Genomic DNA, 22,258 nt, shown 5'->3' on the forward strand with positions numbered 1-22,258 from the left:
GCCCAAAGGTATCATAGGCGGATTGCGTACCGGAACCATCGGGGAGGATGTGCGAAGTCACCAGCCCCCATACCGGGTCGTAGGTGAAGCGGTCAATCAGGCCGCCAGATTCACGGGAGCTTAGGTTGCCAAACACGTCATAGTCATAGTTCACGGTAATACGACCGTGCGTAGACAGCTCTGACCGGTTGTTGAATTCTCGGATCTGAACACGCTGGGTTATCAGCCCCTGCGTATCGTAGCTCTTCTTCTCAGACCGATACCCTTTGTTGACTGCGCTCCACGTCTGGTCTAGCACAATGCGGAACTTATCGTCGCGTACCTGGAATGACAGGGACAGGTCTTCCTCTGTTGGGTAGTAGGTTTTTGGTGTGCTCAAAAACGCTTCGGCATTGTTCTTGGAGCTGGTCTTGAGCCGACCCACACGCAAGTCTCTTCCCCAGGCATCGCCGTTATAGTCTTTATACAGGTTTGCCGTGTAGAGTACATCGCCGCCTGTGTACCAGGTACCGGAGAGCGTGGGGGATCCATACTCGGAAACGTGAAAGTTCTTCACATTCTGTGTCCAGGCCACCTCGCCATTGTCGGCGTACACGGTCTGGGTACGTGTATCCATGGGCACCAGCCACACAGGCGGGCTGGATTCCAGCACCTTACGGGGTGCGTAGGTTGTCTCAGTCACCTGGAGCGGGCGACGGTCTTTCGTGAGAAGCGTCACACTTGCCGCTTTGCCGCGCAACGGATAGTTAACGTAGTACTTCGTCTCAGTAATGAGGCCCTTTGCCGGGTCCTCACGGGTTACGTGCCTGTACCCGGCGAAACGCCAGTCATGGCGATTGTACACTGGGGCCTCATAGGTCATCTGGAAATGACGCTTTACCTCGCGGGTGGTGTTTTCATCCAGTACGATATCCCAGTTGTCCACAACATTCCGCACCTTAGTCAGGGGGATATTGGGGAACTCAACGCCTTCCTGATCCGTAACAACCGGGGAGGCGTGGCTTCGGTAGCTGAACTCCCAGGCATGGTGCCCGGATCCATTAGCCATGTTGGTCATGCTGAAGTTGTAGTACTGCGTGGTGTTGGTCCACAGTCGCAGAATGACGTGTCCACCTTCATTGTGAACCGCGATCAGATCCGCAAGCGGGGAGCCGCCAAAGGGCGCAAGAACCGCACTGATGTTTTCGCCCACGCTTTCAGTGTGCGTCATGTAGGTGTAGGTAGCGTCCGTGTGCCGGTAAATGTCGTACCACTTCTCATCCTTGTTGTACATCAGCAGGTCATTCTCGCGATCACCGTCTACATCCACGAACTGCATCGTGTGCAGCTCATCGTCGGTGCTCTGCGGATGCTGAAGCCGGAAGTTTTGGGCAGCGTTTTGTGCACTGCCTGTGGCTGCAAGCATCCGGCTATATGCCTTACCGGTGTTCAGATACAGTTCTGCGACGGCTTGCCCACCGTTCTGATTAACGCGAAGCATGTCCGTCAGGCCATCCTTGTTGAAATCAAGGAAGCTGTACAGGGGCAGCTTGTTGTCCTTAGCAGAAGCGCCCAGATCCGCAAAACCGGCATAGGCACCAGCAGGCGCTGAGAACTTAGCGCTTTTGTTATAGACACTGCCCACAAGAAAACGCCCGTCTTTCACGCGGGTGATGAGCATGTCCGTCAGAGAGTCAGCATTAATGTCGGTGAAGTGCAATCTGTCTTTCGAATCCAGCACCATACCGCCCGAGATATTCTGGTTAATGTCATACGGCTCATCAAAGCCCAGGCCGTCTTCGCTGGCGAACCAGGCCATCAGGTGCTGAACACCGTTCACTTCCTCAGAGCTCAGGATATCCCGCCGGCCATCGCCATTGACGTCAGTTGTGTAGAACCTGCGATCATCCTTCCAAGTGTTATCGAGATGGGTATCCCGGCTCTGACCCACGAAGCCGCTAAGGCCTGTCTGAGCTTCGTACACTGTAGCAAGGGTTTCATCGGCCCGGCCTTTGTGGATCTTCACCAGATCATTCAGGCCATCGCCATTAGTGTCCATGACGAACCAGCTGTAGGGGTGCTTACCCGCGTCATCCGAACTCCAGTCACCCAGATCCTCCCGATCCGAAGCCCGGTACAGGGTGCCGTCTTCGCGGGAGCGTGCGAAAGTAAACATGGCCCGGCCATTGACGTTAGTCAGCAGCCCAATACCCGGGTAGCCATCACCGTATTTGTCCCAGATCAGAACACGAAGCTCTTCGGGGCTGCTCGGTGCCTGGCCCATATCCAGCTCCCCATTCGGGGTGAAGGCGACATGGGGCTGGGTGCCCGGTGTAGGCGCATCGTAGCGCATGGTCAGGGGGGAGTAGCATTCCCCAGAGGCGGCGCACAGCGTCACATTAGTGAGCAGCGAATGCCGATAGTAGTCGTATTCGGTGTAATCGAGATTGTAGGTGTACAGGCGCTTGTCATTAAGGTATGCATCAATTCCGACAAGTAATAGGTCAGCGTGGAAGACGTAGCCACCAAGACCGATGTGCGCAGGGACCTCGACCTCACGGTGCTTTTTACGGTAGCGAAAGGCTATTTTCCGCATTGCACCGTCTTTCCCATAGGTAACGGATCTTGGATACAGCACGTTGTAATCCTTAGGGTTTTCGTATTCCCAGGTGATACGGTTCCCGTGCGTGTCAGTTTGCGACGTCAAACCCCAGACCAGCACATCCTCACCACCCGGGGAGATGTTGCTGGCATAGTGACTTACTGTTCCATTGGCCTCGTAGACGTCAAAGGTACAGGGGCCATTGCCGCAGGTGCCGTGGCTGATGATCTTGTGCGTAGCCTTCAGCGTGGTCTGGTACTCAGTCTCAGGCTTACCGTAGTCGCCTTTGATGTTGACCAGGCGAACGCCATTCAGCGAATACCGGTTGGACTGACTGTAGCCCAGATCCTCCGAATCCAACGCAATGTTGGACCACGTATTATCCAGCCGCTTATTCAACCCGGTTAGCTGAATAGCGGTAGGACCCTGTAGCATCCAACCCTGCCCCAGATAGTTGCCCCCGGACTGGGAATTGTAGCTGAGTGAAAGCTTGGGTGCCATTGGGGCAGCCGGTACCTTAAGCGGGAGCTGCGCGGTTGCTGCCCCCTTACCGTCTACGCTGACCTTCGGTGTCAGCGAGAAAGTATCCAGCCCTGTCGCGTTAACAGCGGCGGTGGAGAACAGCAGGCTAGCTGCAAAGATCATCTTAGTTTTCATACAATTACTTCTCGATTGTGTTTTTAACTGCGGGCTCGCCTTCAGTCTGTGTCGGCTGCGTGGCCCATTCAATAATTGTGTAGGTAGCATCACCGGTATCACGGCCATTCTGACCGGCATTGCCTTTGAGGGAGCCGGGCTGACCGGGCTTACCGGGGCGGCCGCCACTGCGGATCGGCGTACCCATTGCACTCATGCTCGGCGCTGCATCCGTCACAGTGCCGCCCTGGCCGCCATGCCCCGGGTTGCCGCCCTGGCCACCGTCGCCGCCGTGGGCAGTCTGCGTACGTACCTTCAGCTTGGAGCCATCAGAGCTCCAGTAGTGGATAACAACATGCTGGGGTCTGCCGGCATCACCGCCTCGCGCGCCGTTGCCACCGTTGCCACCGTTGCCGCCCTGACCACCATCGCCCGCGGGCTTTTCTGTGGCACTGCACTGACGGCCTGTGCCGCCTTTGCCGCCCTGGCCGCCCTGGCCGCCGTCGCCACCGCGCCCGCCTTTGGCACCATCACCGGGCACCACCGCAACGTAGCAGTCGCCGCCGTGCAAGTCATCGATAAACAGGCTAAACATCGCCGCATCACCGCCATTGTCACCGCGCTTTCCGTCTTCACCAACGGCACCATCAGCACCGGGGGCCCCAGCGGATCCGCCTTCCTCTGCGATACCGCAGGATGAACAGTAGCCATTCACACCATCCTTGCCATCAGTTCCATCCTTGCCCTTAGCCCCCGGGCGGCCGGCGTTGCCCTGCATTCCCTCAAGGATGATGATATCTGCCTGGGGTTCGTCGATAGACAGATCCTGTACACGCATGATACAGGACTCTGCGTTGACGATAACCCGGCTCCTCGGGCGCAGCCAGAGCCGACCGTAATTGGCAATAAGGGAGCGCCCGTGCAGCCGTAGCGCTGCATTGGGCTGAACCGTTTCGTTCCCGCCGCCGAAGAATTGTGCGGAAAAGTTTCGGCGCAACATCTTGTCAAGGTGGTCCAGCGCTTCAGGGTGTAGCGGGTGTACACCTGCAATGGCGTAGAACGCATACCGGCGGAGAGCGGGAACAGTGATGGAGTACTTATCCCCCACGTGCTTTACCAGGGTTTCCCATGCGGTTTCATTACCGGGGCGTACAGGAAGTTGAAAAAAAGATTTGAATTCAGAGAAGCTGCTGAACGTCAGCAATCGTGAAGCCCCCGGTGTTTCGTGGATGCAGTGCCCGGGGGGGCAGAGGTTCGTATCCTTGAAGAACTTAAGGTAAGCCCTCTGCTGGTTCGTGGTCATAGGCTTCAGGTCGTCAAAGTCAGGGTCCTGGTAGCCGGCGCGGCTGGGCAAATTCATGGGGTCTGTCATGTGGGTCCTCGTTGGTGTAGCATTGTCAGTGTTCTGCAACTCTACAACAAAGGCTCGAAATGGTAAACATCACATTTTATCTGCACCTGCAACCGGGCAACTATGGCGAAGGCCCCGCGCCCCTGCTGGCAGTACCCCCATTGGCTTCGCATGACATCGCCACGCCACCTTCTGCGTTTCCGGATGAAACCGCACTGGTTGCGCTGACGGGGCAGAAGATCCCCGAAGGGAAGTGCCTGCTGCGTATCGCCTCTACCGAAGACGTTTACTACGCCTATACCGTGATTGGTGACGCCACGGTGTCCAACCGCGCTCTGTACCTCCCGGCACACTGCGTAGAGTACCTTGGCATCCCGGCAGACCGTAATCATGACCGGTACATCAGCGTGAAATCCGTATGAGTTTTACTTACGATTCAACCACTAAGATAGTCACACAGACCGGCACGGATACTGCGTTACCCACCAGCGCGGGCAATGGGTTCACTCTCCCGGTGAATATGCCCAAGTTCTACGTGATCAAGCTGGATGATGGCGTGACGCTGAAGATCGAGGGACAGCTGACGATCCCCTACTATCAGGCACTTGCCCTCAAGACATCGGCTACTGCGGGCGGTATCGCCATCAGCGCCGGGGGGCGGCTGACCTTGCAGGGGTCATACATCGTCAATGGCGAAAGTGTTCCGGTAGCCGGGGCACGGCTCCTGATCGATGATGCCCTCTCCCCGGGGAAGGGGCTGATCGCTTTTGAGGGGAACAGCACGACCGCTGCCGAACTGGTCATCGACAATAGCGGTATCATTGTGGACCGGGCTTCGACGCTCGCGGATGTAGGGCACCTGTTCAGTTACACCGCCGGGGGGAAGGCAAGCATCAGCTTCCTCGGCAAGATGATCTTCCTGTGGTGCCCCAACAAACAGGTGGAGGTGGAACTGGGCCCTAAGACATCTGTGGCGGCAAACTTTTCCGACATCACGAGTGTCTTTTCTGCGGATAAGATCCTCTCGCAGATGCAGCTGGTACCCTGGTCTCACAAGGGTACTATCAAGGGCTGGAAGCAGGCGGGATCCCCCGGCATTACCTTTGACCGAAACGCCTTCCTATCGGCCACCCCAGTAGCTAAGCACGTGTGGGAGATGGAGAACTGGAAGTGTGACACGTACCTGAGCTCAGATGGTGCAGCCGTGCGGATGGGCCACGGTGCGTACCTTCGGGCGAAGAACGCCACGAACCTGAGTGATCAGCCTGTTAAGCTCCTGGGCACGCAGAAATGTCTGATCGAGGAATTGCAGGGCGTGCGTGTTATCTTCAAAGACGAAAATGAGCAACCCTTTAGTGATTACACGCTCATGTGGACCTACTCAAATGACTATCCCGCAGGTGTGCGCCCACTGGGATACACCGCAGACATAAAGCCGTATCCGGATGGTGTGTCTAATCGCCGACGCGTAGCAGCCATTGACAAGGATGCTACTACGTACCTGTACACTAATGTACTCTGGACCGACACAGCCTCCCCCACGGCAACTGATTGGGTTAACTGCTTACCGGATACGCTCACACTGTATGTAGCTAAATACGGCTATGCCAAGACCGCTATTACCGTGGATACTAAGCTCCGAACAACCCATGAAGAAACTATTATCGGTGTTAAACTTCCTGTGGCTTCGACGGAAAGTCAGGCTAACCAGTTAGCTCCAAAAGTCCTCATATTCCGATATGGGAACATCGTCGTCCTCAATGACGCAACATGCCAAGAGGTTTATGACTACCTTCAATACAATCTTACGGTCAATAGAGTTTTTGCGGATACTACGGACCCGGCAACCATATCCAGCGGTATCTTGGACATATCCGATTGGGATCTGACAATCAACCCGGGTGCCACACTAACCGTTGACGCTAACCGAAAGATCCTTGGTATAAAAACCACAGGTACTATCACGATAAACGGCGATGTACGGTGCTGGCTGGAGAACAGTACGTCGACCTGGGTATCCTGCTATTCCACGCATGACGCCATGAACATCGGCGCTTATACAAAATCCGGTACCACGCTCACGAAGCTGGCGACTTCCTTCAACCTGGCCGCTAACAGGTACATAGGATTCTGGGCACCAAAGAACACAGATATCCTGATTGCCTGGCACCACGATGGCTGCTGGCCGGGGTACCTGAAAACAAAGATCACAACCAGCACCTATCTCATGCGCATCGATGCCGGGGAGAAAGGCGACCTCGATCTTCCCTACCCCGCTACGGATCTGGGACTGTCCGTGTCCTATTCAGACAGCACACAGGAACTTACCTACACCGCTGCAAGCGCGGATATGGTGGAGTTCGAGGATGTTCAGCTGCTGTTCGATAAAATGATGAACACGGAAGCTTTCCTGAAATACATGGCCTACCACGGATCTTCAGAAGTCGTTCAGGTCTTGTCTAACAAAGTTGTTTTCGAGTACCCCAGTGTACGGATTGTCAAAGCTGCCGCGCTCACAGCTACGCAGGAACCCAGACTTGAAATGTACTTCGACACAGAGCCTGCTGAGAAGGTGGATGCCAGCTACGATCCTATCGTGGTTCGCATCGATGGTACATTTGTGAAAGTAAATACCACGTTTCAGGAAGTGCCCCCGGGCATGGTATCTGAAGAAATCTGGAAGAATGCAACAGAAATCAAAGAAATCTACGCCCGGCTGGCGCTGAAGAAAGGCACCCCGGTGAAATTCCTCAATGATGGCGGGATCACCTGCTCAGATTTCGTGATCGATGGCACCAAGGACTCGCTGGGTAACATTGTTCAGGAGCGGACACAGTAATGTCGTATACCAACACAAGCACCCTAATCACACAATCCGGCACAGACACCAGTCTGGGAGCGCCACCGTTCACCTCACTGGGTACCTTTGCAGGCCAGACCTACTATTCCACCGGGGGGAAGGACCTCACTATAACCGGATCACTGACGATACCGTACAACCAGTGCCTGGTGATGAGCGGCCAAACGCTGATCATCAGTGCAGGCGGTACTCTCCTGCTTGCCGGCAACCGGATCATCGACGGAAACACGCATGCTCACGGCACGGCTCAGTTCGCAAATGCCCGCAACAGCGGCGGCGGGTGGAATGGTGAAGTTGTCCGATCCGTCGGAGACACAACCAACCCTGCTAAGTTCATCGTGCAGAATGCGACCGTCTTCATCAACGGCCCACGGGGCAGAGGTTTTTGGGCACAAGGCCCTAAGGACCGGGTAACTACGCAGGGTACGTACGCAACCATACTGAATGTGCACGATAACGTACTTCAGTTCCGGGTAGATTCCTCAGATACTGATGGCAAGATAGATACGCAGGCGAAGAACACCTATCTGGGCATGGCTCTCGTACTCAACCAGGATCCCGTGCTGTTTAATGCCTTAATCTTCGGCGCGGATGGACCCGAGCTGACAACAAATTCCACACCCCCCGTAGGACCCATAGTCATAGAGCTCAACGACTACGACACTTCAGCCCTGTCGCCTACGTTCACGGGCAACCCCACTGTGTCTATCGCTTATGGTGCCGTTCTGAATGTCATCAACTGCGAACAGGGTCTTGATCTGCGGGTCAGACGGATACGGAGATCCGGGGAAACCTATCACGGCGTCGTCAATGTGGTCCGACAGGTAGCTATTACACTTCAGGAAGGTGCCACTGCGGTTGATGATATCGTAGTAGGCTGGGAATACACAGGCGTGTATAAGACAGGTGTCCGTCCGTTCCGGACTACTAGCGATTACACCTATTTCACGGGGATAAAACAGCGTGAAACGGCTGGCACCGGAAACACGAGCTGTACCGTCTCTGTGCTGCTGGGTGTCTGCGCAAATGACAATACCGCTGATGCAGACACCAGCTTTGACACCTACGTATCAGGTACACTAAAGGGCTCAGAAACTCATACCCTCTATACCGGTAAGTATGGTTACAAAAAGCTCGCCACATCCTGCGCACTCGCAGGGATCAAGACGCTGGAGAAGCAGCTCACAGTGGAGAAAGTACCCACCACCGGTACATCTGCAAATGCAGCAGGCCTGTCTCATATCAGTCTGGACTTTGCCACTACGACGATAGCTATTACAGCCTCAGGCACAACCGGGGGTGCGCTCACGGAAACCACATGGGGCGACGTCTACGACAGGATCCAGTACCTGCTGTACACAAAGGACTACATTGCAAGACCTGATTTTACCAATGTGGCGGGTGATACTATCGACCTGGGTTCATGGGGCATTACCATTGATAATGAGCTGCTGAAGGAAGGAACAAAAGTCAAAGGCATTCGGACACAGGGCAATATCACCCTCACCAACGGCGGTAAGTACACCGGTAAAGTTGAATCAGCAGACGGCGTGTGCGTGACACTGGTATCCAACAAAACGGATACCAGTTTCTACGCCATGGGTTCCCTTGCGCCCTATACCAAGTACCTGTATGAGGCAAGTGCAGAGCGCGTGGGCTTCGTCGTGCCAAAAGGTACCGACGTCACCGTGTGCGCGTATGCCAAGAACACCTACTCCAAGACGTTCACCGTAGACACCAGCAAAGGTGCGAAGGTTATCCCCCTCACCCTGTCCAGCAACGACAGTATTAAGGCGGTTAACACAGATACCTACTACAACAGCATCAGCTGCACCTACGACACCTCAAATACTGCGAATGAGGGTGAGCTCCATGTGTCCTTCGACAGTGCAATGGAAGTGCCCTCGGACGATGGATCCATCTACGCCTTGCTGGACCGGATCATGCGCACAGAGCCTGCCCTGCGGATGGAGTGCGTGTATCTGCCGATCAAGACTGAAATGGCCATGGAGATCACCAGCAATGGCGTCATTGTGCGTGCTCCCTACATCCGGTTTATCAAGGGCAGCAGCGTAACAGCACAGCAGCGCGTGAACCTCGAAACGTATTTCAGCACCATCGAGGCGCGGGAAATCGATCCTACCTATATCATAAACCCCAAGCGCGCGGACAGTACCTACGTGGAAGTCCACACAAACAACGGCTCGCTGGATCCTCTGGAATTCGCGAAGCGGGTCTGGAAGGAAGCCACCATGGTACATGACATTCACAAGCGCCTGGCATTGAAGATAAATACCCCGGTGACCAACAGCAAGGATGGCACGGTCACGGTGGACAATATCACGCTGGAGAACACAACCAGCCAGCAAACACCCCCGGTAACCGGGGGCATTGTTCAGGAACGCAAATAATGGTAGGCTTCAGTTTCCTATCATTTGGAGAAAGACCATGGCTAAAACTGCTATGCTTCACGTAGTGCGCTGGGCTCCTGTCCTGATGCTGACGGCAGCCGTCGCAGGCATCATGCTTCAGACCCCATCCTGTGCACCTGTACCCTAACCTAACGAGGAAACCCTGATGAAATCAATTATTACCCTCCTGCTGGCTGCACTCAGCCAGGTCCCCCCAGTGTTTGCAGATCCTGCGCCGCTTGTAAAAAGTGACAATATCGGCCTGCCTGCACCTAAGATCACTGAAACCATGTGCGAAGTAAAAGGTAGCAACCCTGTTCGAAAAGTTGCCTGCCTGGTGTTCGAAACCAAAGACGGCAAATCGTGCCGGGAGTCTGAACCTGACTTTGCTCCACGTCCTGAGCTGGTATGCCCCTAAGCTACAGGTTTTAAAACATCTAAGCAAACAGGCACCGGGGTCTTCCAACCCTGGTGCCTTTTACCAAATACTCGGAGAATTCCTAATGCAAGAACCTACACCCATCCCAAACCCTGACTGCGTAGAAGAACTACCAAAACTCAAGCTCAGCAAACCCGGGAACCCCGAAGCCTTTACCAGCTTCATGTTTCTCGCGTTTAAGGACTGGCTGACCTGTGAAGGCTTTGATCCCAAGATCGTCATTGCTCAGTCCGCACTGGAAACCGGCTGGGGCCGGCATACCCCGGGGCACAACCTGTTCGGTATCAAGAGCTATCACGAAGACCACATGGGGACCAAGAAGCTGGTCACTACCGAAGTCGTGAATGATAAAGAAGTCCATGCTCTCGCAGCATTCTCATCACCAAACAGCTTTAATGCCTCTGTCCGTGCCTATATTCACCTCATCAAACACACCCGCCGGTACCGACATATCCAGGAAACCTTAAAGGGACTGCCAAACACAGCTGAAAACGCTGAAAGGTACATCAGAGCTGTGCAGGATGCCGGGTACTCTACAGACCCTAAATATGTCCTCAAAGTCATGGGCTGCTATAACCGGGTTTCAAGCATTATTGACAGCATGGTGAACTGATATGGATGAGAAGGAATCAACACAAGACCCCTTGCAGAGTGACAGCGTGCGCGGCATTGCCCGGCTGAAACTGATCGTAGTGTATCTCGGTCTTTTCATGGTCTCGCAACTGTCCCACATTCTGGCTTCACTCTACCTGATATTCTGCCTGATCATTGGCCGGAATACCCCCAGGCTGTTCCGGCTCCTGATTACGTGGGACTACCTGTTCAACATCACCCTGAACGGGAAGCTGGGCGAAACCTACAGCCATCGGGTAGCCCGCGACTGCTTTGAAAAGCGACAGTTCATCGGTTGCTTTGTGTGCAAGTTTCTGGATCTTTTCCAGAAGGATCATTGCAAAACCACCTATGACGGTCATAATGCAGAAGCCCGTCCCTTCAAACCTAAAGACGTGGATACAACGCTATGATTGATGACCCGACAAAAGATACGATAGTGCAACTGGCTAAGGATTATCTCGGTGAAAATGGCTACCTGACACCTCCTGATGTAACCCTGAAATCCGGGCTGGCAGAGGAGCTGGAACTGGATTCTCTGGATTCTGTAGGTCTGCTGACCTACATCGAGGACACGCTGGGCTTCGCCGTACCACAGGAAGAAGCCCGGGGTATCCGAACGCTCCAGGACATCTATAACTGCTACAAAGAATACGCATGACCCAGCAACCCACACTCGGTGTGCTCTGCGGTGCGGTATCCATGGCTACGCTCGGCGTATTCTGCCAAAGTGGATCCCGCGCGCGCATTGCTGCTCCCCTGTCCGTTGGGTGCATGATGGCACCCTTGTAATGGCTCGCCGAGAATTTCATGTCAACACGAGCGTTACGATCACGCACCCACCTTCCGGTATCAGAATAGAAGTAATCAGCCACCGGGGTGAGAGGGACCTGCTCTACATAAAGAAGCTGGCAATGAAATTGCTACGTTCGAAGCTGTATATGCACCAGTATCCCGAGCTGGGCGTTGAGAAAGTGTACGATCTCCCCGATGAGGACCCCTACCCCCACGAATTGATAGAATATCGTTGTAATGACTACTCACGATAAGACCACGGCAGCATGGCATGCATTATAGCCCATATCACGCCTGGTACTACTGAATTGCCAAACTGTTTGTAAGCCTGATAGTCAGACACAGGAATCTTAAAGTGATCCGGATAGCCCATCAGCCGGGCACACTCGCGGGGTGTCAGCTTTCGAGGGTTCTTATGATCCCCCTGGTGGATGAGGATACTTTGACCTGATTTGGCATAACTCGCCATCAACGCACCCGCAATCTCATCAGACCTACATATCCGATAGCCAAACCGATTTCCCTTAGCAGCCTGCTTAGCTTTATGAGTGCGTAAAGCCGCCATAAATGCGTCACTCAGTGTGTATTTCTCAGGTACGAGATCATGCGGCTCCAAGATATGCTGCAACTGGACATACCCCTTCGGCGGTTTAATAAACTTATCCTCCTCAAACTCAACCCACGGCCCATTGAGCTCATGCCAGCCTAAGTCTACATCCTCTCGCACGCCAGGCAGGTATATACGCTCGCGGTGCTGAGGTACGAAGCCATCAGCATTGATGATTTTAGGGTATACTTTGTAGCCTAGCTTATTTAGAACCCTAATAATCGTGGTTATCGTATCCCTGGAATTATGTGATAGAAGACCTCTGACGTTCTCAAGAAGGAAAGCTTTAGGCTGCTTTTCTTTGATGATCTTCACCAGTTCAAAAAAGAGTGTCCCCTGGGTCTCATGGGCAAAGCCTTCACGCCTGCCAGCCTTAGAAAACGGTTGACAGGGGAACCCCGCCAACAGCACATCATGATCCGGAATAACCTTCGGATTCACGTCTTCGATATCCTCTGCAAACTTATGATAATCTACATCAAAATTACAGGCGTATGTCTGACGCGCAAACTTATCTTTCTCACACGACCAAATACAGATACCCCCAGCCAGCTCACACCCCCGGCGAAAGCCACCAATACCTGCAAAAACATCGATAAAAGTAAACATTTAATCCTCCTGTGCTGACATCTCTGCCAGTAATACTTCATGGGCTCTGATGTGCCCCTTAGTTGCTAAAATACGACCCTCAAGATTGTTCCGGGTCCAGATCATACTGCCCCGTGTTCGAATCGCTATGAATTCCGGGCAGGTTCTCAGGTACCGGGCAATCAGCTTGTTACCCGGTAACTTGACCGACATATGATGCTCACCTGCATAAAGTGCCGCCGTATCCACGATCTCTTTTGAGGTGAATACCGTACGATTCCTGAATGCCTCGTTCTCCCTGAAGGATGTAACCACCAGCTCTTCCCAGTTCGTCATAGAGTAGTGCTGGATCTCCTGAAGGAAGGCGGTAACCGGGGGCGGCTCTCCTGCATCAAAGTCACTCAGATCCACCTCATGCAGCAGGTGATACGCTACGTGCCGCCATCCCTTCTCTTTCATCCACGGCCAGTAGCGGCTCCAGAACTTCTGCACGTCTTCGTATGGACGGCCACTCGCATCCCGGGGCTTGAAATCACTCCATATCGGAAACAGCCGGCGGGAATCATGAGACTGCACAGGTAACAGGCTGTTTGACGTCATGACCACATTCAGGATGTTCCTGATCAGCACCGGTCGTATGTGCTTAATATTGACTTCCAGTGTCATAGGCGGTGCCGCAAGCAGGGGCTTCAGATCCCGTGCAACCTCTTTCGCATCCTTGTAATCCCCCGTCTCTGTTTCATTGACCACCAGTAGCTTAGTATTTAGCAGGTATTCATTGAAATCCTTGCTAAGGTTGGAGCCATCCACGTACCGCGCATTGGTACTCATGGCCTGCATGGCTGGGTAGATGAGGAAGTCCTTGCCGGTACCTTCCGCACCGCCCAGAAGCAACCCATGATTGATCTTCTTCTCAGGGTAGCGCAGCGTGAAAGCCAGCCACTGACTGACGCGCTTAATATGCTCCTCCCAGCCCAGCATCTTAAAGACCTCCAGCCAGGGTGATATATCACCAGGTTCGAAATCCTCAACAAGCGGCGTCCAGCTGTTATAGACAAGCCTGCCGTTATCCCGGAAGAGCGTATCCTTCCCCGGCGCGAAGTCTATCCGTTGTACCTTTCGGGAACCCTCACGAGAGCTGAGCGCAACCGTTGAAGGCGTCTTCATCAGGTCACAGTACAACCGGTCAAAGGCAGAGACGTTCAGAAACGAATTCGACAGCGTATCGTAGAAAGCATCCTGCTCGGCCACGTAAACGTACTCATCAAACAGGGTCTGATTCGCCGTGGCGGCCTTGTCCGTCTCCTGCGCTTTGAGCTGCTGGCGCAGATCAACAGCGCCTACCCCTGTGCGTGCCTGTACCGCCTTGATCGCATCCTTTTTAGCCAGCGTATCAACGGTAGATAGTCTGCTCAGCACCGGTGACAGATCGCTGTAGTCTTTGAGCGCATCCAGCTCTTTCTCCACCAGCCTCACCGAAAGCTGCTTAACAAAAGCCTCATGAGCCTTGTAGGCCTGCGGGTTATACTGCTTCACCCACTGCACCAGGTCCTTCCCCTCGCGTTTGGTGCAGTGTCCATGATGGCACCGGAAGCCCAGCTGCCCGGTCTCCAGCACAAACACAGCTGTACCCGAATCATCTTTGTTCGTGTGCTCATCCACCCAGGGGCACGTAATATCATACACACCCGCCGCCTTGTGCTGTTTTACGTGAACCGCATTCAGCAGCGGTGGGTAGGCGTCGATCAGCCCAACCGCCTCCTGATCCGCTTTGGCCACTGCCCCGATGCATTGCATGAGTGCGGACACCGTGTACCGTAGCTGGGGCCGCCAGCTCTTGAGGAAAACGGGAACCTCACCGTGCATGAGACGGTGCTTGAGCTTCGTGTTCATACTTCCCGGCATGCGAACGTAGCGGTTCACGCCCTTTACCCCCGGATCCGTCATACCAAGATCCGCCATACGGGTGACAAGCGCTTCAATAACACTACGGTCTGTGCAGGGCTCATCCAGCAGCCAGCCCCATTGCTCAGATCCGGGGCTGGTCTCCAGAATATAGGAAGGTTCCGGAAAGTGCTGCATGGCCTGCATCTGCGTCTTCGTGGCATCCCCCACATCATCTGCAACCACCATGAACGTCGCCACGTGGTTCTCCTTGCGCCGGATCGAGGGCAAATGCTCTGATTCAGTGAAGGTCGAGATGCACACGTACTGATTGCCACCCGCCAGCTCATAATCCAGCAGCGCGTGCCCCTTCCAGACTGGAGACGGAGCGCTGTTTGGGTCTTCTGAAAATGCTGTGACGTGTGCGAGTTTTGGATTTGAAAAAATAGCTTGCAGGAATTCTCTGTACCCTATATTATCCACTTAACACATTCTCCTGTGTTGGTTTCAAGCCCCACCCCGGTTCGCGCAAGTTAACCGGGGTTTTTCATGGCTGATTTAAACTGCATCTCAACGCCCATCTTCCTATCCACACGCTTCATCTTCTTCTCATCAATCGTATCACGCGCTAAGATCCTGTGAATACGCACTGGGGCTACCCTGGGCGGACGTACAAGCCGCGCCAGTGTCTGCATGTAGGCTTCACCATTGTCCGTAAGACCGTAGAAAACCATGTGAGCTTTCGGGTTCTTCTGAAGCCCATCCAGGCCAAACCCGATAGCTTGCGGGTGCCCTACGGCCATGTGTACCTTTCCCCTATTCCAGTCAGTAATGAATTTAGTGATGTTGATACGGGGATCCGACAGGTCCACCGGGTTATAAGCCTGGAAGGCCTGAAGGATCCGCTCCCGGTTGGGGACGAAATCATAGAGTACCAGCAACGGCCCCTCAGTCTTGACAATCTCATGCAGCGCATCGAGCTTCAGATTGTGCACATAATGAATCGTATCATCCTCCGTGACGATGAACCCCGACGCCATCTGGGCACAACGTAGGTCCCTCACAGCATCAGACCCCGCAAAGACATTTAGATCATCTCCTATGCGCAGTACCCTGTGCATTTCGAGTTTATCGTACTGCGCTTTCAGCTCTTTGGGGAGTGTGACCTTCACATCATTGTGAATGATATCCGGCAGTGTCCGATAATCCGCAGTCTCCATGGTCAGGGTGATATCTCGGATCCTGTCCATAATCGCCTGCTTAGCACCGGGCTTGAACACGCGCTTCCAGACTACATGATGCGACGTCATGTACGTTGCATCATACACCGTTTTCAGGCGTCCCAGCCGCTCACCTTCATCAATGGCATAGTACTGGCCCTGCAAACCCTTCATGGTCCCCCGCGTAGGGGTACCCGTCATGCCCGTTCGAAACATGATACCAGGCAGCACTTTTTTCCATGCTCGCATCCGAACGGATGTCATGCTCGACATGTTAGTAACTTCATCATAGATCACCTGGTCAAAAAATTTTTCAGGCCAATTCTCCACCAGCCATTTCATGCTCTCATAATTGCACAGATAGATATCAGCTTTCGTGGACAGCCCCTTCAGCTTTTGTTTCGGCGTTCCCAGCACTTTTGAGAACGTTAGGTCCTTTGTGTGCTCCCACTTCTTAGCCTCTTCTGTCCATACGCCTTCTACGACACGCTTCGGCCCAAAAATAACCGCTGGGCCCCACCCTACCGCAATTCGGGATTGAATGGATGTCAGCGCAATAATGGTCTTACCCATACCCATACCCATATCAAGCATCGCCATGGGATTGCCCTTCAGATAATCGACCGCTCGCTGCTGGTACGGTCTCAGGTTCTCAATTGTCAACATCAGGCTATACCTCCTCAATACTCGTGCACACGTCCACATACTTAACCTCAGTCCGCGGGGCGTAGCGGTGCTCACGACGCCCGTTGGAAACCGACACAAAGACCGCCTTAGTCCGCGGGGGCGTAGCGGTGCTATCCTCCTCCAGCGACAATCGTGCCCTGTACAGACACACAGCTTTCATAAACTGAAGTTTCACAGATGCCTCCGGAGCCGTATGCCACGGCCATAGTGTAATCACTCGCGCCCCGCGCTGGCGTAGCAGATCATGCTGATGCACCTGCCTCGGCGTGAGCTTACCTTTCGTAGACTTGAGCTCAACAAACCAGATTCCTTCAACCAACGTCTCACCAATCCACGTACCCGGGGGGAAGAATACAATCCTATCCGGTACCCCCGCATTCCCCGGCGATACCCATTTATAGCTCAACCCGCCCAGGCGCTTCACCATCTTCCCGAATTTTGCTTCAAACGTACTTTCTCTCATAACTTTGCATACCTCTTAGTAACACTGATGGAAGCATCCCGACGGATGCCTGTTGCCCAGCTGGGATTGCGGCACATGATGTCTGCCACCTCCAGTGCGTGTTCAAAAACTTCGTCCGTGTGCACCTCGCAGACGACCTCATCATGCACGTGCATGACGGTATCCACTCCCGGCAGCCTTTCGAGCTCATTCAGCGAGTACGCCAGCAGATCATACGCGATTCCCTGCACGATGTTGTTGAACAGCTTTGATCCGTACAGAGACGCTACTTCGCCATTCCTCGCCGTGTAGACGTAGCCATATCCCTGCTCACTGTTCCTGAAATCCCGGTAAACTACCTCCCGGCCAGATGGCAGCCTGACAATCAATGCTGCTTTATCCCCCAGCCAGGATTTCAGGCACAGCGTAACAGGCCGCTTAAAGGGAGCTAGGAAAGCCTCTTCATACATATCCGTAGTAACCTTGTACCTTAGAAGATTATCTAAGCCCTTCCAAGCCCTCGCTACAACCGGGTACAGAGCCCGGTACGCACTAACAGCCGCCTTAGCGTCGTCTGAGCTAATGCCTTTCGATACCTTCGCCGCTGCCTGTATCCCACCACCGTAGTTAAAACCCAGCACCAGGGGCTTGACGAAGTCGCGCTGATCCTTTGATACCTGATCTTCGGGCACCCGGAAAAACGCTGCTGCAAACACCTTGTACACGTCATGACCACCCACGATAACATCATGCAGTCTCGGATCCCCGGTGAGTGCCAGGGTGATCCGGGGCTCGATGCTAGACATATCGCTGACCAACAAACGTTTACCCTTTGGTGCCCGGATCATGTGACGGACACCTTCACCTAACTCTTTCATTTGCTCGGAAACAGCTTCCGAATTCATCAGGTATATACTCTGCGGCTCAAGTGCATCGAATCTCGTTTTAATTGCCAGCGCCTCAGCTTTTACGGAAGTCGCATCACTCTTTTTCATGTTGTGTATCTGAAGACCGTGGCTGCTATACCTGCCAGTTTGCGTGCCCTCATACATATAGGACCCACGTACCCGGTTATCCGTGCACAACATGTTCAGCCCCACCTTATACTTCAAGGTAGATTTTTCCTGATGGACCTCGTAGATATCCACAATCCCCTTCATCTCAGCATCTTCGTCGGGAACGGCTCTGCGAATGTCGTCAATACCCCCCGTTTCAGGGTGATACCCCTTCGTTTCCAGAAATGCTTTCATACTCGCAGGCGCGGGTTTACGCCCCAACACCCTGTACAACCTGTCAGCCACACTGTCATGCCCACACGCGGAAAGCTCTGAAGCCGCTTCACAGAACTCAGCATCGATGGGGATCCCTCGGGCATTGATCCTCCAGTGCGTCACCCACGATGCCCAGTCCACAGAGACAACACCACTCAGCGCGCGATACAGGTCCCGACACGCCAGCACATCAAACCGGCAATACCTGGAGAACAGGTCTATATCTTCCTGCTCATCAAAGCCCAGCTGCTGCTGTACCTGTGGCGTGCAAAACTTTTTCATGAGCCTGTCAATGCCGCCCATTTTCTGATGCTCCAGCCCCACCGCTTCTGCTGCCCGGGAAAGCTTCCCCGGGAACCCCGCGATCCGCGACATAACCATGGTGCACCGCCACTTTTCTTTTGGTATGTCAGGCGCAAGGAACTGGCGGACAACCTCAGCATCAAACTCTGCATTGTGCGCTACCAGAACATCTGCTTCCTTCAGGCACTGAATGAAATCCGAAAAAGGGTTAAAGCCACTGTTCCACGATACTGTAGCCTCTGAGTAGTCATCCCATGTATACCCCACGCACACAATCCGTGTGCTGTGATGCTCTAGGTACTTATAGGACCCAACCGCTTTTATATCGAGCTCAGAGTACGTCTCGAAATCGAGATACAACGTCTTCATAACATTCTCCTGAAACCCCGGTACTTGCGTACCGGGGGCTGACGTTAGTCGAACTTAAGACCCGGGTCCGCAGGGACTGCGGGGGGGATAGGCTGACCGTTCTGATCTACCGGCCAGGCGTTAGCGGGGGGTGCCGGCGGCGCTGAAGGCACAGGCGGTGCTGGCTGCCCCGGTGGTGCGTAGGCTGGCTGCCCCGGTGGTGCGTAGGCTGGCTGCCCCGGTGGTGCGTAGGCTGGCTGCCCCGGTGGTGCGTAGGCTGGCTGCCCCGGTGGTGCGTAGGCTGGCTGCCCTGCAACCGGGGGCGCAGTCGCTCCCGCATACACAGACGTGGTTGCCATCTCTGCGAGCTCATTAAATGTCTCACCCAACCCACCCCGAAACACTGCCATGTCCACGCCGCTAGGGTTCCCAGTAACATAGACTGCGTTCATGTACAGCCGGACACCGATGGCGCTACGCGTTTCCTTGGGATCCCCAAAACTTCCGGCGGATACGGATACAACCACAAGCTGCCCAATTACTTCATTGTCCAGCTCTGGGGTAATACTTTGCCCATCCGCCCGACTAATGTTAACCATGGGTGACCAGTACTGCATCGAGGACGACAACGGCACCTTAACGTAGCTCTCATCCACAACTTCGTAGATAGTGTACATGTCACTGCGCCAGGGGGCACCTTTGCACAGCTCATTCATAAGCCGTGTCTGGATCTCATCCAGCTGCGCAATAAGGGGTGCCTGTAGCTGCCGATGCAACAACACTGTCAGCGTGTATTTTGCCTCAGCCGCTTTTTTATGCTGAAATGACGTCACCATGTTCGAATACAGGGCAATACCCTCAAACTTCAATTTATCCATTGTAGATCTCCTGATTAAGTGTCACTGACAACCAGACTGGGCTTGCCAACCTTCTCTTCCACATACTGAGCCATCTCAGCCCAGCGCCGCTTACTCCACGTCTTCTCCGCCTGAGCCGGGCTGAGGATCTCAACCGGTTTGCGGAACTCATTGGGCCTGATGTTGCTCGCGCGGAACAGCTTCTCCATCTCTTCCTGATCGAGTGCCCAGCTCCTGCTGATACGACCGTCCCGAAGCCTGACACCCGGTACTTCTTTACCTGCCAGCAAGCGCGCTTTGGTCTCCTTCTTCGCCGCTTCCAAATACTCTTCAAGGGCCTTCGCGGACTTTACCACAGCAGCGAGTTCTTCATCAGTCAGGGTCTCGACACCTTTTTTAGTATCAAGCCCCGCCATATCCGGAATTACTGCTTCCTGCTGAACTCCCCAGGCTTCACAGCCACCGGACTTACCGGGGCAGTACTGGCAATGGTTCCCGCGGATAGGCTTCTCGGTTGATACATCTCCCAACATGGTTTCGATGCTATCAACCAGCGGCTGGGCAAATTTACGGATGAAATCTGCTAGGGTGAACGACTGCATGTTCACCGCGGATTCCCCGGGCTTGCAGCACTCCGGCTGAAGAATGCCCATATGCACCCGTACGCCCTCGTGCTCAGGATCAATGCAATACACCTCCCCAGTTTCTACACGCTTTGTGATGAATCCACGCGCAGTGAGTACACCCAGCACATAGCAGATATTTTGCGTAGAAGTCGGCGATACCCTGCGCTTGCCGGATTTGTAATCAAAGATCCCTATCTCGGCCAGCACGCCATCTCGGACAGTATACGTGACCAGGTCCGCAGTACCGAAGAACGTATCTTTAACGTCCTCTGGTACATACCGCTGCATGTCTACGCGCTGCTCGCAGTAGATCTCAGTCGCCGCTTCAGCCAGGGGCCTGAATGACGCCAGCGCGTGGGACATGTGCTCACCATAGCCCGGCGGGATAGCGAGCATCCCTGCTCCTGTGAAGACCACATCGCCATCCTGCACGGGTTCATACGAACCCAAGCGAACCAGCTCTTCCAGGATAGCGTGCAGCTCCGTACCCCGGCGCATGAGATCCGTTTCGGCAACCTCCCGATCTTTCAGCCAATGCTGATACGCTACCGGGCAATTGGACCAAATATCGCCACTGCTGGGTTGAATTTGTGCGTGTGCCGTCATGCTACACCTCCTACGGCGTTGTGCTGCTGGTCGGGATTGGCAATGTACCAGTCAATGATGCCCGCGAACTCTGGGAATGATTCTTTCGGAATGTCTGATACCCGTTTGACTTTGTAATCTGCCAGCAATGCAAAGGCCAGCGCGCCATCATCCGCTCGATTCGTGGTCAGCTGATGCAGCTTAGCCACAATCGCCGCAGCATCAATGACCGCAGGTGCCGGTGCAGGTGGCACTGGTGCGGCAGGCGCAGGTGGCACTGGTGCAGGTGGCACTGGTGCAGGTGGCACTGGTGCAGCAGGCGCAGGTGGCACTGGAGCAGCAGGCGCAGGTGGCACTGGAGCAGCAGGCGCAGGTGGCACTGGAGCAGCAGGCGCAGGTGCTGGGGCTACCTTTGCAGCCTCTTCCAACAAAAGATGCTTGCTCAGCGCCTCGATCAGTTCTGCATTAGCTTTCAAATGGTTAATGAGTGCTTGTTTCATCGTGTTTCTCCGGTTTGTGGTGCCCGTTATTGGGCGGTTAGTAAAGTATCTGCGGCCTGGCAGAGCATGTCGCATTCAGGGGTCAATGGCTCTGTCACAGGCCAATCGGCGGGTATCTCATCTATATAGCAGCGTTTCCCGTGGATCCGTGTCAGCTTTACGTCGAGATTTCGACTGAGCGAAACCATACGTTCAAATTTCTGCGGAAACTCCTTCCTAATCAGTGCCCAATAATTGGGCGACGTGGCCTTAACACACGGTATGCAATTTGCATTTGGAAAACCCATGGCGTACACCCGAGGAGGCTGTATGCCCGCTTTATGCAGTAGCTCTAAGCAATTTGCTTTTGTCAGCCCCCACTCGATCAGGGGAAATTGCATATGAAGATCCGGGTACCTCTCGCTCAAACACATAGCGCGTTTCTTATCGGACCCATCCGCAGTGTACCCGAACACATGAGTATCCCCCGGTTGCTGAAATGCCAGCCTGGGCTCGATCTTCAGCGCTCTAGTGCAAGGTGCGCCCTTGACACCCGACAAATAAGCCCGTTTCTCCCACAGGTCCCAGGTATCCCTGTATCTCTCATTCTTCAGCCGCGTAATTGGCCTACCAAACCATCGCTCGCAGTCCTTATAGAACCTCCTGTTGTCTTTGT

17 protein-coding genes are annotated in these 22,258 nt (G+C 54.1%); 8 read left to right on the forward strand and 9 right to left on the reverse strand.

Annotated elements, in window-relative coordinates:
- Nucleotides 1-3,082 (reverse strand): hypothetical protein (locus ACOCD2_RS01155; RefSeq protein ID WP_419625556.1); only part of this gene is annotated, 3,082 nt, incomplete at its 3' end.
- Between the two features lie 160 nt (nt 3,083-3,242).
- Nucleotides 3,243-4,589 carry a hypothetical protein gene (locus ACOCD2_RS01160; protein ID WP_419596080.1) on the reverse strand — a complete coding sequence of 449 codons (1,347 nt, stop codon included), beginning with the start codon at nt 4,587-4,589 and terminating at the stop codon, nt 3,243-3,245.
- A 59-nt stretch (nt 4,590-4,648) separates the two neighbouring features.
- Here ACOCD2_RS01160 and ACOCD2_RS01165 point away from each other — a divergent pair, with 59 nt between their 5' ends.
- The 7 genes from ACOCD2_RS01165 to ACOCD2_RS01195 all read left to right on the forward strand — a co-directional run bounded on the left by ACOCD2_RS01165 (nt 4,649) and on the right by ACOCD2_RS01195 (nt 11,551).
- Nucleotides 4,649-4,990, forward strand: coding sequence for a hypothetical protein (locus ACOCD2_RS01165; RefSeq protein ID WP_419589517.1), 342 nt, complete (start codon nt 4,649-4,651; stop codon nt 4,988-4,990).
- Nucleotides 4,991-5,124: 134 nt separating this feature from the next.
- Nucleotides 5,125-7,407, forward strand: coding sequence for a hypothetical protein (locus tag ACOCD2_RS01170; RefSeq protein ID WP_419625558.1), 2,283 nt, complete (start codon nt 5,125-5,127; stop codon nt 7,405-7,407).
- The gene (locus ACOCD2_RS01175) at nt 7,407-9,839 is read left to right on the forward strand and encodes a hypothetical protein (RefSeq protein ID WP_419625560.1); all 2,433 of its coding nucleotides are present in this window, start codon (nt 7,407-7,409) and stop codon (nt 9,837-9,839) included. The genes ACOCD2_RS01170 and ACOCD2_RS01175 overlap by 1 nt, the downstream gene beginning before the upstream one ends.
- Nucleotides 9,840-10,005: 166 nt before the next feature.
- A complete protein-coding gene (locus ACOCD2_RS01180) occupies nt 10,006-10,257 on the forward strand; it encodes a hypothetical protein (RefSeq protein ID WP_419625561.1) in 252 nt (83 codons plus the stop codon).
- Nucleotides 10,226-10,891 carry a glycoside hydrolase family 73 protein gene (locus ACOCD2_RS01185; protein WP_419625563.1) on the forward strand — a complete coding sequence of 222 codons (666 nt, stop codon included), beginning with the start codon at nt 10,226-10,228 and terminating at the stop codon, nt 10,889-10,891. The genes ACOCD2_RS01180 and ACOCD2_RS01185 overlap by 32 nt, the downstream gene beginning before the upstream one ends.
- A gap of 1 nt (nt 10,892) precedes the next feature.
- Entirely contained in the window at nt 10,893-11,303 is a 411-nt protein-coding gene (locus tag ACOCD2_RS01190) for a hypothetical protein (RefSeq protein ID WP_419596091.1), read from the forward strand.
- A complete protein-coding gene (locus ACOCD2_RS01195) occupies nt 11,300-11,551 on the forward strand; it encodes an acyl carrier protein (RefSeq protein WP_419591719.1) in 252 nt (83 codons plus the stop codon). Before ACOCD2_RS01190 ends, ACOCD2_RS01195 begins: the two co-directional genes overlap by 4 nt.
- A gap of 375 nt (nt 11,552-11,926) precedes the next feature.
- On the opposite strand, the gene dcm is transcribed toward ACOCD2_RS01195, so the two are convergent.
- From dcm to ACOCD2_RS01230, 7 genes are all read right to left on the reverse strand, one after another.
- Entirely contained in the window at nt 11,927-12,901 is a 975-nt protein-coding gene (gene dcm / locus ACOCD2_RS01200; RefSeq protein ID WP_419625113.1) for a DNA (cytosine-5-)-methyltransferase, read from the reverse strand.
- On the reverse strand, nt 12,902-15,247 hold the full coding sequence (locus ACOCD2_RS01205; RefSeq protein ID WP_419625564.1) for a DUF5906 domain-containing protein: 2,346 nt from the start codon (nt 15,245-15,247) through the stop codon (nt 12,902-12,904).
- Between the two features lie 50 nt (nt 15,248-15,297).
- Nucleotides 15,298-16,650: a DEAD/DEAH box helicase family protein gene (locus ACOCD2_RS01210; RefSeq protein WP_419625566.1), complete on the reverse strand. Its 1,353-nt coding sequence runs from the start codon at nt 16,648-16,650 to the stop codon at nt 15,298-15,300.
- A gap of 480 nt (nt 16,651-17,130) precedes the next feature.
- On the reverse strand, nt 17,131-19,056 hold the full coding sequence (locus ACOCD2_RS01215) for a DNA polymerase (RefSeq protein ID WP_419625568.1): 1,926 nt from the start codon (nt 19,054-19,056) through the stop codon (nt 17,131-17,133).
- A gap of 44 nt (nt 19,057-19,100) precedes the next feature.
- Complete coding sequence (locus ACOCD2_RS01220) at nt 19,101-19,913, reverse strand: hypothetical protein (RefSeq protein WP_419625570.1); 813 nt, start codon at nt 19,911-19,913, stop codon at nt 19,101-19,103.
- A 14-nt stretch (nt 19,914-19,927) separates the two neighbouring features.
- Nucleotides 19,928-21,124 carry a DUF2800 domain-containing protein gene (locus ACOCD2_RS01225; protein WP_419625571.1) on the reverse strand — a complete coding sequence of 399 codons (1,197 nt, stop codon included), beginning with the start codon at nt 21,122-21,124 and terminating at the stop codon, nt 19,928-19,930.
- A complete protein-coding gene (locus tag ACOCD2_RS01230) occupies nt 21,121-21,312 on the reverse strand; it encodes a hypothetical protein (RefSeq protein WP_419625573.1) in 192 nt (63 codons plus the stop codon). Before ACOCD2_RS01230 ends, ACOCD2_RS01225 begins: the two co-directional genes overlap by 4 nt.
- A 32-nt stretch (nt 21,313-21,344) precedes the next feature.
- On the opposite strand from ACOCD2_RS01230, the gene ACOCD2_RS01235 reads away from it, so the two are divergent.
- The gene (locus tag ACOCD2_RS01235; RefSeq protein WP_419625575.1) at nt 21,345-21,572 is read left to right on the forward strand and encodes a hypothetical protein; all 228 of its coding nucleotides are present in this window, start codon (nt 21,345-21,347) and stop codon (nt 21,570-21,572) included.
- Nucleotides 21,573-22,258: the final 686 nt, after the last annotated feature.

The organism is Thiolapillus sp. (assembly GCF_048562965.1).
Taxonomy (GTDB): domain Bacteria; phylum Pseudomonadota; class Gammaproteobacteria; order Chromatiales; family Chromatiaceae; genus Thiolapillus; species Thiolapillus brandeum_A.

Excerpts from the sequence above, each read along its gene's own strand:
- ACOCD2_RS01160 (WP_419596080.1), bottom strand. The coding sequence starts at position 4,589 with ATGACAGACCCCATGAATTTGCCCAGCCGCGCCGGCTACCAGGACCCT.
- ACOCD2_RS01210 (WP_419625566.1), bottom strand. The coding sequence starts at position 16,650 with ATGTTGACAATTGAGAACCTGAGACCGTACCAGCAGCGAGCGGTCGAT.
- dcm (WP_419625113.1), bottom strand. The coding sequence starts at position 12,901 with ATGTTTACTTTTATCGATGTTTTTGCAGGTATTGGTGGCTTTCGCCGG.
- ACOCD2_RS01225 (WP_419625571.1), bottom strand. The coding sequence starts at position 21,124 with ATGACGGCACACGCACAAATTCAACCCAGCAGTGGCGATATTTGGTCC.
- ACOCD2_RS01175 (WP_419625560.1), top strand. The coding sequence starts at position 7,407 with ATGTCGTATACCAACACAAGCACCCTAATCACACAATCCGGCACAGAC.
- ACOCD2_RS01220 (WP_419625570.1), bottom strand. The coding sequence starts at position 19,913 with ATGGATAAATTGAAGTTTGAGGGTATTGCCCTGTATTCGAACATGGTG.
- ACOCD2_RS01190 (WP_419596091.1), top strand. The coding sequence starts at position 10,893 with ATGGATGAGAAGGAATCAACACAAGACCCCTTGCAGAGTGACAGCGTG.
- ACOCD2_RS01195 (WP_419591719.1), top strand. The coding sequence starts at position 11,300 with ATGATTGATGACCCGACAAAAGATACGATAGTGCAACTGGCTAAGGAT.
- ACOCD2_RS01215 (WP_419625568.1), bottom strand. The coding sequence starts at position 19,056 with ATGAAGACGTTGTATCTCGATTTCGAGACGTACTCTGAGCTCGATATA.
- ACOCD2_RS01165 (WP_419589517.1), top strand. The coding sequence starts at position 4,649 with ATGGTAAACATCACATTTTATCTGCACCTGCAACCGGGCAACTATGGC.
- ACOCD2_RS01180 (WP_419625561.1), top strand. The coding sequence starts at position 10,006 with ATGAAATCAATTATTACCCTCCTGCTGGCTGCACTCAGCCAGGTCCCC.